Here is a 12,363-nt window from a genome sequence, read left to right on the forward strand (position 1 = left end):
GCATTCCGGGCTCTTTTCCAAAAGTGACCCGCTGTAAAAGCGGAACCAATAGTGGCCGTTACCGCAGAAATGGATATGTACTCGGTCTGATCCAAGACCCCCGTCGGCTACAAGGCCGCCATCGGGAGCAAGTCGAATCGTCGCACCGCCCCTCCCACATTTTTCACCGAGTCTGATCCAACAAATGGTTAAGGCCTGACCTTTTCAGAGCTGATAACTGAAACTCAGCGTATACCGTGGCCTGCGGTTAAAACTGTCCAGGGCGATATCCGACATCGGCTTGGCCGCCTCCAGGGCGATGTTGTAGTACTTGTTATCGCCAAAGCGTAACCCCACTGCCGCCGAAGACATGTCGCTGGCCTTGACCGGCAGGTCGTTGAACCAGGTCTTGGCGCGGTCGAGCACCACGTAGGGTTGCAAAACCTTCACCCAGTTGCCAGCACGGTTGAAGCTGTAGTTGACCTCGTACGCCACCCCCCAGCCCTTGTCGCCCGAGCCTTGATCATCAGGATAGCCACGCCCGAAATTTTGCCCGCCGAAGGTGGCACGTTCGCTGTCAGGCAGCGTGTTGTTGCTCCAGTACAACGCACCTGAGAGCACGCCTTGCCAGTTGTCGAAGAACTTGTCGCTTTGCACGCCGGAGAGGCGCAGGCGGAAGAAATCGAGGTCGGGTTTTGCCACGTCCAGGTCACTGCGCGCCTTGGCGCCCAAACCGTCGATGCCTTGGTACAGGCCGCCGCTGATGATGCGTAACCGGCGTGCGTCGGCCTTGCGCCAATCACCCTCGAAGGCGAGGGCGCGCAGGTTGGATTCGATGTCGAAACTCAGCGGGTAGCCCACCAGCTTGTAACGGGTGGTCTGGTCCACCACGTACAGGCGTGTGCCCAGGCTCAATGACTCGGTGGGAGAGGCGATAAACGGGTGGCTCAGGCCAATGGAATAGCGATCGATCGACTGGTGCGGCTTGAGCTCGAAGCCGCCGTCCAGTTGCACGCTGCTGTTGGGGTCGGCGCGGTAACGTTCGGCAGCGAGTGCCAGTTGGGTGCCTTCGGCATTGATGAACTGGTTGTAGTCCACACGGTAGTAATGCTCTTTGTCCTCGCCGGGCGGGAACAGGCCGCTGACGGTCAGTTGTTCGCCCATGAACGTTTGCGAATTGCTGGTGGCGCTGAGCAAGGCTTGCGTACCGCCACGGCTTTTCTGCACCAGGCTCATGCTGGTGGTGAAAGGTTTGCGGCTGGCCTGGATCTGCATGTGCGTGGCGCCATCGGTGGTGCCGGGCGGTGGCACCTGGGCTTGTACGGTCAGGCCGGGAATGCGGCTCATCAGCGTGGTGTAGCGCTCGAAGGTCTTGCGCGTCAGCGGGCGTTCGGCCAACAGTTTTTTCGCCAGTTTGTCGACGTAGGCCGACACCGAGCCGATGTCGCCGGTTTGCTGGTAGTCCTTGATGTAACCCTCCACCAAAACAACGCGGACCAGGCCGTTTTCGAAATTCTGCTGTGGCAGGAACGCGTAGGACAGCAGGTAGCCGTCCTCCTGGTAGCGGCGGGTGATGCCACGGGTTGCTTCGATCAATTGCGCGAGGTTGGTCTCGCGGCCAATCAGCGGTGCGTAGACTTGGGCCGTCTCGGTCAGCGGGTAAATGGTGCCGCCTTCGATCTGCAGCTTGCGAATGGTGACCTTGGTGTCCATCAACAGGGGCTGGCCGGCAGTCGGCGGTGCTTCAGGCACTTGGGTTTGTGGCGTGGCCGGTCGATAGGCATCGGCGGGCAGGTTGGGTACCGGCAAGGTGCGCACGGTGTCATTGCTGTTCAAAAAGCTGGGAAGGGGCTCGGCCTGGGCGTAAGCGCTGAGGGTTAGCATTAACAACGGCGTTAATACGCGCATAGGACACTCCATGGTCAACTGCAGCAGCGCTTCGGGCCCGCCGGGTTCTGGGACTCGGTTCGGGAGGGTGGCGGCTCATCACACAAGGCGTCGCCCATAAAAAAGACGAGAGACTTATTTAGGGTCTCTCGTCTCAACCAAGCGTAGGCGCTGTAGGGGAGGCCGTCTAATCGGCCAGGTGCATTTCTATTTGCCGGTCAGGCCGTTCAACAAACCGCCCAGACCGCCAGTGGCTGTAGTGCCGCCGGTGGTTGTGGCAGTGCCTGTGGTCGTGGTGGTGGCGCCGATGTTCAAGCCACCGAGCAGGCCACCGCTGGTGCCGGTAGTGCCGCCGGTGACCAAGCCACCCACCGAACCTACAGTGTTGCCGACAGCCGTTACGGTGGTGCCCACTGCGTTGGTGATCGGGTTTGCATTGGCGGCAGTCAGGTTGGTGCCTACGCTGCTGACTGCCCCTCCCACTTGCGTCACCAGCCCGTTGACCGGAGCGCCAACGCCAGTGGTAGTACCAATGTTTTGCGTCAGCGCGGTGACGCCGGATGTGACCGGGTTAAGCGCGGCGCCGACATTGGTTGCCACTGCCGCGACCGGTGCCGTGGCGCCTGTGTTGGCGACACCTGTACCACCCAGCACAGTCCCTACCGAAGCGATGGTGTTGCCCAGCGCGCCACCGGTTACACCCGCTGCACTGACCGTGCCGTTGGTGTTGCCGACATTCAGGCCGGTACCGACGTTGCTGACCAGGCCGCCGACCAGTTCTGGAATGCCGGGAGCTGCGGTGCCACCGGTTGGGGCGACATAGCCGCCAGACTTGTCGAGCGTGCCGCCAACGCCAGTCAGCACGCTGCCGACCACGGTAGTGACAGGGTTGCCGGTACCGCCAGTACTGGCGACTTGAGTCCCCAGGCTGGTGACCGTCGAGCCGACTTTATCCAGCAGGCCATTGACTGGAGTGCCCAGGCCGGTTGCCGTGCCAAGGTTGCCGGTGGTGTTTTCCACCAGCGATACCACAGGCACCACTACTTTTCCGCCGAGGGTGTTGGTCAACGAGCCCAATGGGCCGGTGGTGCTGGCGGTACTGAGGGTATCGCCGAGCATGGTTACCGTAGTGCCGACTTTATCCACTACGCCGCCGACTGCAGTGCCTACGCCACCTGTCAGGCCGCCGACGACGGGTACACCGCCGAGGGTGGTCGACAGTGATTGGCCGGTGGTCGAAAGGCCGCTGCCCAAGTCAGCAACGCCGCCGCCGACACCTGCGACCGTAATGCCCAGCGAGTTGCTGCTGGTCCCCAGGGAACCCAAGCCTGTTGTGACTCCGGTGCCGATGGTGTTGACAGCCGTGCCGACCGAGGTGACCAGCCCGCCTGCTGTTGTGCCTACGATCGGAACCGCGGTCAGGGTGCCGCCGAGATCACCCACCGCTGTGCCTACATTGCCTACGGTGGTGCCGAGGGTGCCGGCGATCTGGCCAGTGATCAGTGGGGTGGTTGTCGAACCTGTTCCGCCGCCAGTGCCACCACCCGTCCCGCCGGTGCCGCCACCTGTGCCGCCAGTACCGCCGCCGGTCCCACCAGTGCCGCCGCCTGTGCCGCCAGTGCCACCGCCGGTCCCACCAGTGCCGCCAGTGCCACCGCCGGTCCCACCAGTGCCACCGTCAGTGCCGCCCGTGCCGCCGCCCGTGCCACCAGTGCCACCGTCAGTGCCGCCCGTGCCGCCGCCGGTTCCACCAGTGCCACCGTCAGTGCCGCCGGTTCCGCCGCCGGTTCCGCCAGTCCCACCGTCAGTCCCACCGTCAGTGCCGCCAGTACCGCCGCCAGTGCCACCACCAGTCCCGCCAGTGCCGCCACCCGTGCCGCCGTCACCTGTGCCCGCACCTGCGCCAGCATCCGGCGATGACGCCGCCACGCTGGATTTATGCCCGCCGCCACCACTGCTGCAGCCGCCGAGGCTCATTGCCAGAATCAGGGCCAACGCGGTACTTGCTTTCCACAACACGACTTGAGTTTTCATGATTGAGTTCCTTGCACCTGGTACAACCTGGGTTGTTTCAAACCTTCGCTACTTCTTGGGGCAGCAATAGATTTGTCCGTGGTTCTATCTCAGGCCATGGCACTCTTTCGCACAACGCTCAACTTGGTATTAACAATTTATATACCCTAGGCATCGGTCAACTTAGCGACTAATACAAAGGGTGTATGGCAAGGATGCTTACTGAAATTTAGGTGATGTAAATCAAAAGGTTGAATAAATAAGCGGGCCTCGTAAGGTCCGCTATAACTTTGGGTGTATATATACAATTAATCGGTTTTTTCAGGCGATCGGCTGCCACTTTCCGAACATATGCTCAATGCCGCCCGGCCCTTTAAGTTCCAACTCGCCACTGGAACCGGCTGCGCTGCTCATCAATATCACTTCACCGGGCAGGCGCACGGGTTTCCTGAACTCGACATTGATTTCAATATTGGCGGCCGGCAGGTGTTCTCCCAGCGCCGCGAGCGTGCGGGCCTTGTTCCACAGCCCATGGGCGATGGCTTGGGGAAAACCGAACAGCTTGGCCGTAGGCGCACTGAGATGGATGGGGTTGTAATCGCCGGACACGCGGGCATAGCGGCGACCGATATCGGTGGGCGCTTTCCAGCGGGTCAGTTCGTTGAGCGGCCCTGGGACGTGCACGCTGTTATTCAGCGATTCGCCTTCAAGCTTTACGCCACGACAGAGCATCTGGCTTTCGGCTTCCCATAGCAGTCCAAGGGCATCTTCGACCACGGTCGCAATGTCAAAGGTCGCGCCCTTGGCGTGGGGCTGTAGGTTGTGCGCGTACACACCGATGCTCAGCTCTCCCACGCCGCCCAGAGGCCGGTGAATGCGGATGCGATTGCTCAGGTGGACCAGCCCCAACAGCGGAAACGGAAACGCCTTGTCGGTCAGCAGTTGCAGTTGCAGACCGAACGCCAGGATGTGCGGGTAAGTCGCTGGCAGCATCGGGCTGTCGGTGAACCCGCAGACCTTGCGGTACGCCGCGACGGCCTTGGGATCGACGCTGACCCGACAGCGCCAGCCGCGTTCGGGCAACGTGCTGCCGGTGATCTTGCGCTTGAGTGCCGCACGCCAGTACAGCGGGAGTAGCGACGGTGTGCTGTCCAAGGTTTGCCATTGCATGCTTATGCTCCCAGAAGACTTTGCCCACACACACGCAGCGCCTGGCCGCTGACGGCACCGGAGCCCGGCTGGCCGAGCCAGGCCACGGCTTCGGCCACGTCCTGTGGCATGCCACCCTGGCCAAGCGAACTCATGCGTCGCCCGGCCTCACGCAGGGCAAACGGGATGTGTGCGGTCATCTGGGTTTCGATAAAGCCCGGCGCCACGGCGTTGATGCTGATCCCGCGTTGCTTCAAAAGGGGCGCCCATGCCTGGGCCAGGCCGATCAAACCGGCCTTGCTCGCGGCATAGTTGGTTTGCCCACGATTGCCGGCGATGCCACTGATGGAGGCCAGCAGCACGACCCGTGCGTTGTCGTGCAGAGTGCCGCTGTCGAGCAGGGCCTTGGTCAGCACTTGCGGAGCATTGAGATTCACCGCCAGCACTGCGTCCCAGTATTCGGGCGTCATGTTGGCCAGGGTTTTGTCACGGGTGATGCCGGCGTTGTGCACCAGGATATCGAGCCCGTCGGGCAAGTGTTCGACCAACTGGCTGGCGGCGTCTTCGGCGCAGATATCCAGCACCACCGTACGCGCATTCAGGCGTGCGGCCAGGGCTTCGAGGTCGGCCTTGGCCTGGGGCACATCGAGCAAAATCACCTCGGCACCGTCGCGGGCCAGGGTTTCGGCGATGGACGCACCGATGCCCCGGGCGGCGCCAGTGACCAGCGCCTTGCGCCCCGCCAGCGGGCGCGTCCAGTCTTCGACCGGGGTGTCGCAGGCTGACAGGCGAATGACTTGGCCAGAAATGTAAGCGCTTTTGGGCGAGAGGAAAAACCGCAGCGCGCCCTCTAATTGGTCCTCGGCCCCGTCACCCACATACAGCAACTGCAACACGCCACCGCTGCGCAGTTCCTTGGCCAGCGAGCGGCTGAAGCCTTCCAGGGCGCGCTGGGCGCTGGCGGCAAACGGGTCGCTGAGGCTTTCCGGCGCACGGCCGAGGATCACCAGGTGCGCGCTATGGTCTAGGTTTTTCAGCAATGGCTGGAAGAACTCACGCAGTTGCTTGAGTTGGTCGGTGTGCTTCAAGTCACTGGCGTCGAACACCACCGCCTTGAGCTTGGGGCCGTGCCCGGGAATCCACACGGATGCCGTCGAGGCTTCTGCGCCGTAGCTGTAGATGGCGTCGGTGAGCCGATTGGCAAACGCCAGCACCTTGCTCGTCAATGCGCCGCCGCCCAGCAACAGTGCGCCTTCGACCGGGCGCAGGCGTCCGGCTTGCCAGCGTTCCAGGCGTACCGGTGACGGCAGGCCAATGGCGGCGACCAGGCGATGGCCGAGGCTTGAGTTGGCGAAGTCGATATAACGGTCAGACATGGAACGCTCTCCGAAGGCTGGGGTTCAAAGGGTTGACCATCCCAGGGTAGCAGTCGTTCGACTAGGCTCAGTGATCAAGCCCATAACCGACAGAGGGAGCTTTTCATGACTCAATTGCGCCGAGTGGCGATCATTGGCGGTAACCGCATTCCTTTCGCCCGTTCCAATGGCCCTTACGCCACGGCGAGTAACCAGGCGATGCTCACGGCCGCCCTGGAGGGCCTGATCGAGCGCTACAACCTGCATGGCCTGCGCATGGGCGAGGTGGCCGCCGGCGCGGTGCTCAAGCATTCCCGCGATTTCAACCTGACGCGCGAATGCGTGCTCGGCTCGCGGTTGTCGCCGCAGACCCCCGCGTACGACATCCAGCAAGCCTGTGGCACCGGTCTGGAAGCGGCGTTGCTGGTGGCTAACAAAATCGCGCTGGGCCAGATCGAATGCGGCATTGCCGGCGGGGTGGACACCACGTCCGATGCACCGATTGGCGTGAATGAAGGGCTACGCAAGCTGCTACTCAAAGCCAACCGCAGCAAATCCATGGCAGACAAATTAAAAATTCTGTTACAACTTCGTCCCCAGCACCTCAAGCCGGAACTGCCGCGCAATGGCGAACCGCGCACTGGGCTGTCCATGGGCCAACACTGCGAACTGATGGCTCAGACCTGGCAGATCCCGCGTGTCGACCAAGACCAGCTGGCGCTGGAGAGTCATCAAAAGATGGCCGCGTCTTACGCCGAAGGCTGGCACAACGATTTGCTCACGCCGTTTCTCGGCCTCACCCGTGACAACAACCTGCGCCCGGACCTGACCCTGGAAAAACTCGCCGCCCTCAAGCCGGCCTTCGAGCGTAGCGAAAAGGGCACGCTGACCGCCGGCAACTCTACGCCGCTGACCGATGGTGCCTCCCTGGTGCTGCTCGGCAGTGAAGCGTGGGCCAAGGAGCGGGGGCTGCCGATCCTTGCGTACCTGCGTGATGGCGAAGCGGCGGCGGTGGATTTCGTCAACGGTGCCGAGGGCCTGTTGATGGCGCCGGTGTATGCGGTGCCGCGCTTGCTGGCCCGCAATGGCCTGACCTTGCAGGATTTTGATTACTACGAGATCCACGAAGCCTTTGCTGCCCAGGTGTTGTGCACGCTCAAGGCGTGGGAAGACGCCGATTACTGCAAGACGCGCCTGGGCCTGGATGCTCCGTTGGGGGCTATCGATCGCAGCCGGCTCAACGTCAAGGGCAGTTCTTTGGCGGCAGGCCATCCATTTGCCGCTACCGGCGGGCGCATCGTTGCCAACCTCGCCAAGTTGCTGGATGCGGCGGGCAAAGGGCGGGGGTTGATTTCGATCTGTGCTGCTGGCGGCCAAGGGGTGACAGCGATTATCGAACGCTGATTGCCAAAAAAATTGGCCCATTGCATGCATTCTGAAGGGGTCAGAGGTCGGTAGCCTCTCCCACCGGCGAGCTGATTGCCGTATAACGAGTGCCACACGCGTGTTTGGTAATACAGGACCCACAATAAAAGCTGATGAAGACTCCTAAACGCATTGAACCCCTGATCGAAGACGGTCTGGTCGACGAAGTGCTGCGCCCACTCATGAGTGGTAAAGAAGCAGCTGTTTATGTGGTGCGCTGCGGCAACGAATTGCGTTGCGCGAAGGTTTACAAGGAGGCGAACAAACGAAGTTTTCGTCAGGCGGCCGAATACCAGGAAGGCCGAAAGGTCCGTAACAGCCGCCAGGCCCGGGCCATGGCCAAGGGCTCCAAGTTCGGCAAGAAAGAAACCGAAGATGCCTGGCAGAACGCCGAAGTGGCGGCGCTGTTCCGCCTCGCCGGTGCGGGCGTTCGCGTGCCCAAGCCGTACGACTTCCTTGAGGGCGTGCTGTTGATGGAGCTGGTGGCCGACGAGTACGGTGATGCAGCGCCGCGCCTGAATGACGTGGTGCTGGAGCCGGACCAGGCGCGCGAGTACCACGCCTTTCTGATCTCGCAGATCGTGCTGATGTTGTGCACCGGCCTGGTGCATGGTGACCTTTCCGAGTTCAACGTACTGCTTACGCCGACGGGCCCGGTGATCATCGACCTGCCCCAGGCAGTGGATGCGGCGGGCAACAACCACGCCTTCAACATGCTGGAGCGGGACGTGGGCAACATGGCTTCCTACTTTGGACGCTTTGCCCCGGAGCTGAAGAAGACCAAGTACGCCAAGGAAATGTGGGCGCTGTACGAAGCCGGCACCTTGCACCCGGCCAGTGTGTTGACCGGTGAGTTCGACGAACCGGAAGAGCTGGCGGACGTAGGCGGTGTGATCCGCGAAATCGAAGCGGCGCGGCTGGATGAAGAGCGTCGCCAGGCGATTCGCGCGGCAGACGATGCGCCACCGAGCAAAGTGCCGGACGAGCCACCGCCGCCGCCTTGGATGCAGTAACTCAAAACGGCGCGTTCCAATGTGGGAGCTGGCTTGCCTGCGATGCAGACCCCTTGGTGTATCAGTGACACCGAGGTGATGCTATCGCAGGCAAGCCAGCTCCCACATTGGGTTTTGTGTTTATCCGGTCAGGCGCAGCAGTTCCCCGCCGCCAACTCCTTGAGTATCGGGCAATCGGGCCGATGATCGCCCTGGCAGTGCTCCATCAGGTCCTGCAAGGTGTCGCGCAGTTGCCCCAACTCGCGAATCTTGTGGTTGAGCTCGTCTATATGCTGGCGCGCCAGGGCTTTTACGTCGGCGCTGGCCCGCTGCCGGTCTTCCCACAAGGTCAGCAGCTTGCCGACCTCTTCCAATGAAAACCCCAGGTCCCGCGAGCGCTTGATAAACGTCAGGGTGTGCAGGTCGTCGTGGCCATACACACGGTAGCCGCTATCGGTGCGATGGGCCGTTTTCAGCAGGCCGATGGATTCGTAGTAGCGAATCATCTTTGCACTCAGCCCGCTGGTGCGGGCGGCTTGGCCGATGTTCATGGGCGTTGATCCTCCAGGTCCTTGGGTTTCCAGGTTTTCAACAGCAGTGCATTGCTCACCACGCTGACGCTGGACAAGGCCATGGCAGCCCCAGCCAGTACCGGGTTGAGCAGGCCGAAGGCGGCCAGGGGAATGCCGATCAAGTTATACACAAAGGCCCAGAACAGATTCTGTCGAATTTTTGCATAGGTCTTGCGGCTGATCTCCAGCGCGGCCGGCACCAGGCGCGGGTCGCCGCGCATCAGGGTGATGCCGGCGGCGTGCATGGCCACGTCGGTGCCGCCGCCCATGGCAATGCCGATATCGGCAGCGGCCAGCGCCGGGGCATCATTGATACCGTCGCCCACCATGGCCACCACCCCGGTTTTTTTCAGCTCGGCAACGGCGGCAGCTTTGTAAGCCGGCAGCACTTCGGCGTGCACGTCATCGATCCCCAACGCCTGCGCAACGACCCGTGCACTGCCGTGGTTATCGCCGGTAATCAGGTGGCTGCTGATGTGCTGCGCCTTGAGTTGTTGCACCGCCTCAAGTGCGCCGGGCTTGAGGGTGTCGCCAAACGCAAACAGGCCCAGCACACGCGGTTGCGCACCTTGCTCGATCAGCCAGGACAAGGTGCGGCCTTCGGCTTCCCATTCCTTGGCACGCTGAGCCAAATCGCCTGCGTCCAGACCGGTTTCCTCCAGCAGGCGTCGATTGCCAAGCGCCAGTGGGCGACCGTCCAGCGTACCGGCAATGCCCCGTCCGGTCAGGGATTGGCTGGCGCTCACATCGGCCACGTCCAGACCTTTCTCTTGGCAGGCATCCAGCACGGCCTTGGCCAGCGGGTGTTCACTGCCGCGTTGCAAGGCGCCGGCCTGTTGCAATAAGAGGGCTTCGTCGCCGTCTACCGCCGCCAGGTGCGCAATTTTCGGTGCGCCGGAGGTCAGGGTGCCGGTCTTGTCGAACACCACGGCGCTCACGGCATGGGCGCGTTCCAGGGCTTCGGCATCCTTGATCAGAATACCGTGGCGTGCTGCGACGCCGGTGCCGGCCATGATCGCGGTCGGCGTGGCCAGGCCCAGGGCACAAGGGCAGGCGATCACCAGCACGGCGACCGCATTGATGATCGCGGTTTCCAGCGATGCGCCATACAACCACCAGCCCACTACGGTGATCAGTGCCAATACCAACACGGCCGGTACGAACACCTGGCTGACTTTATCCACCAGTTTCTGGATCGGTGCCTTGGCGGCCTGGGCGTCTTCGACCAGGCGGATGATGCGCGCCAGCACGCTCTCCGCGCCCAGGGCCAGGGTGCGCACCAGCAAACGGCCTTCACCGTTGATGGCACCACCGGTGACCGGGTCGCCGGGCTGTTTCGGCACGGGCAGGCTTTCGCCGCTGATCAGCGCTTCATCGGCATGGCTTTGGCCTTCCACCACCTCGCCGTCTACCGGGAAGCGTTCGCCGGGTTTGACCAGCACCAGGTCACCGTGCTTCAAGGCATTGATCGCGACGTCTTCTTCGCGGCCATCCAGCACGCGGATCGCCCGTTCCGGACGCAAGGCTTCAAGGGCGCGGATGGCGCTGGCGGTCTGGCGCTTGGCGCGGCTTTCCAGGTATTTGCCCAGCAACACCAGAGCGATGACCACCGCTGAGGCTTCGAAGTACAGGTGCGGCGTCACGCCTGGGGCGGCGGTGAGCCATTCATAGATACTCAGGCCGTAGCCGGCGCTGGTGCCGATCGCCACCAGCAGGTCCATGTTGCCGGCGCCGGCGCGTACGGCTTTCCACGCGGCGACGTAAAAGCGCGCACCCAGAATAAATTGCACCGGTGTAGCCAGGGCGAACTGTATCCAGGCCGGGAGCATCCAGTGCAGGCCGAAGGGTTCTACCAGCATCGGCAGCACCAGGGGCAGCGCCAGCACAATCCCCGCCACCAGCGCCCAGCGTTCGCGGCGCAGGCGCCCGGCCTGGTCGGCTTCGGTGGTGGTTTCGCTTTGTGGCAGGGTGGCGGTGTAGCCGGCCTTGTCGACTGCGGCGATCAACACGCTGGCATCCATCGGGCCGAGCACTTCGATATGGGCGCGTTCGTTGGCCAGGTTGACGCTCACGCGTTGCACCCCCGGCACCTTGCCCAGCGCGCGTTCGACGCGGCCGGCACAGCTGGCGCAGGTCATGCCGCCGATGGGCAAGTCAAATGTGGTGGATCCATTCATGGGGCAGTCCTCCAGAAGAAGTTGCCACTAGGATCAACCTTAACCTGTGGGGAAGGTCAAGCGTCTTCAGTATTCCAATGCGGCAGGTTTGAGGTACATGCCGTCCTGGCCCTGGGCAATACGCAATTTGCGGACATCACCGGCTTTCAACGTAATGTTCTGCGCCGCCGGCGCCAGCATCCCTGGCTGGCAGCCCGGGGACTGGCCTGGCAATAGCTTGAGGCGCAGCGACACGTTACCTGCGGGCAGATTGAACGAGGTGGCTTGTTCCTGGAACAGGCGTCCGGCCAGTTGGTCCTGAAGATACAGGCCAATTTCGCAATTGGTGGGTACTTCCAGGCGTTCGCGGGAAATGATCAGCACCGCATAATCTTCAGCGGCGAGAGCCTGGGGCGCAGCGGCAGACAAGCTCATCAGGCCGGCAAGGGCAAAAAACGACCAGCGCATGGCGAATGCTCCATGGTTCACAGCGAGGAAAGTTGAAGCTTGGCCGACGTCGCCTGCGAATACCAGCCCGGCCGATTTTTTTGAAACTTGACCTTGCCATCATGGCAAGCTTGAGACTGGGTTCAACCTCATCAAAGGAGTCATGTCATGCAAATATTCAATGTTGAAGGAATGACCTGCGGCCATTGCGTTCGATCAGTGACCCAGGCGGTACAGAGCCAGGACCCGGCAGCGAGTGTCGAAGTAGATTTGGGCACTAAAGAAGTGCGCGTGGCAAGCAGTCTGCCCTCGGATAAGGTCGTCCAACTGATCACCGAGGAGGGCTACACCGCCAAACTGGCGTGATTTTTTCTGATCGTTAGCGACC

The 12,363-nt window shown here is 62.2% G+C and carries 10 protein-coding genes; 3 read left to right on the forward strand and 7 right to left on the reverse strand.

Features of this window, described 5'->3' with window-relative positions; genetic code table 11:
* Window positions 1–204: 204 nt before the first annotated feature.
* From E4P01_RS12425 to E4P01_RS12440, 4 genes are all read right to left on the reverse strand, one after another.
* Entirely contained in the window at window positions 205–1,887 is a 1,683-nt protein-coding gene (locus tag E4P01_RS12425) for a POTRA domain-containing protein (protein ID WP_122732315.1), read from the reverse strand.
* 186 nt (window positions 1,888–2,073) lie between these two features.
* Window positions 2,074–3,900, reverse strand: a complete 1,827-nt coding sequence (locus tag E4P01_RS12430) for a collagen-like triple helix repeat-containing protein (RefSeq protein ID WP_216090690.1) — start codon at window positions 3,898–3,900, stop codon at window positions 2,074–2,076.
* 300 nt (window positions 3,901–4,200) lie between these two features.
* Complete coding sequence (locus E4P01_RS12435; protein WP_078820200.1) at window positions 4,201–5,049, reverse strand: MaoC/PaaZ C-terminal domain-containing protein; 849 nt, start codon at window positions 5,047–5,049, stop codon at window positions 4,201–4,203.
* A 2-nt stretch (window positions 5,050–5,051) separates the two neighbouring features.
* Window positions 5,052–6,404, reverse strand: coding sequence for a 3-oxoacyl-ACP reductase (locus E4P01_RS12440; RefSeq protein ID WP_032878079.1), 1,353 nt, complete (start codon window positions 6,402–6,404; stop codon window positions 5,052–5,054).
* A gap of 105 nt (window positions 6,405–6,509) precedes the next feature.
* On the opposite strand from E4P01_RS12440, the gene E4P01_RS12445 reads away from it, so the two are divergent.
* Together E4P01_RS12445 and E4P01_RS12450 are read left to right on the forward strand one after the other, a co-directional pair.
* Window positions 6,510–7,787 carry an acetyl-CoA C-acetyltransferase gene (locus E4P01_RS12445; protein ID WP_216090691.1) on the forward strand — a complete coding sequence of 426 codons (1,278 nt, stop codon included), beginning with the start codon at window positions 6,510–6,512 and terminating at the stop codon, window positions 7,785–7,787.
* A gap of 134 nt (window positions 7,788–7,921) precedes the next feature.
* Window positions 7,922–8,821, forward strand: a complete 900-nt coding sequence (locus E4P01_RS12450) for a PA4780 family RIO1-like protein kinase (protein WP_005784460.1) — start codon at window positions 7,922–7,924, stop codon at window positions 8,819–8,821.
* A gap of 128 nt (window positions 8,822–8,949) precedes the next feature.
* Here the strand turns inward: E4P01_RS12450 and cueR are convergent, their stop codons facing one another.
* From cueR to E4P01_RS12465, 3 genes are all read right to left on the reverse strand, one after another.
* Window positions 8,950–9,351, reverse strand: coding sequence for a Cu(I)-responsive transcriptional regulator (gene cueR, locus E4P01_RS12455; protein ID WP_003188242.1), 402 nt, complete (start codon window positions 9,349–9,351; stop codon window positions 8,950–8,952).
* Window positions 9,348–11,549, reverse strand: coding sequence for a heavy metal translocating P-type ATPase (locus tag E4P01_RS12460; protein ID WP_216090692.1), 2,202 nt, complete (start codon window positions 11,547–11,549; stop codon window positions 9,348–9,350). The genes cueR and E4P01_RS12460 overlap by 4 nt, the downstream gene beginning before the upstream one ends.
* A gap of 66 nt (window positions 11,550–11,615) precedes the next feature.
* Window positions 11,616–11,996, reverse strand: a complete 381-nt coding sequence (locus E4P01_RS12465; RefSeq protein WP_032878074.1) for a hypothetical protein — start codon at window positions 11,994–11,996, stop codon at window positions 11,616–11,618.
* 147 nt (window positions 11,997–12,143) lie between these two features.
* Here E4P01_RS12465 and E4P01_RS12470 point away from each other — a divergent pair, with 147 nt between their 5' ends.
* Window positions 12,144–12,341: a cation transporter gene (locus tag E4P01_RS12470; protein ID WP_216090693.1), complete on the forward strand. Its 198-nt coding sequence runs from the start codon at window positions 12,144–12,146 to the stop codon at window positions 12,339–12,341.
* Window positions 12,342–12,363: the final 22 nt, after the last annotated feature.

It is taken from the genome of Pseudomonas sp. NCIMB 10586 (genome assembly GCF_023127895.1).
Classification (GTDB): domain Bacteria; phylum Pseudomonadota; class Gammaproteobacteria; order Pseudomonadales; family Pseudomonadaceae; genus Aquipseudomonas; species Aquipseudomonas synxantha_A.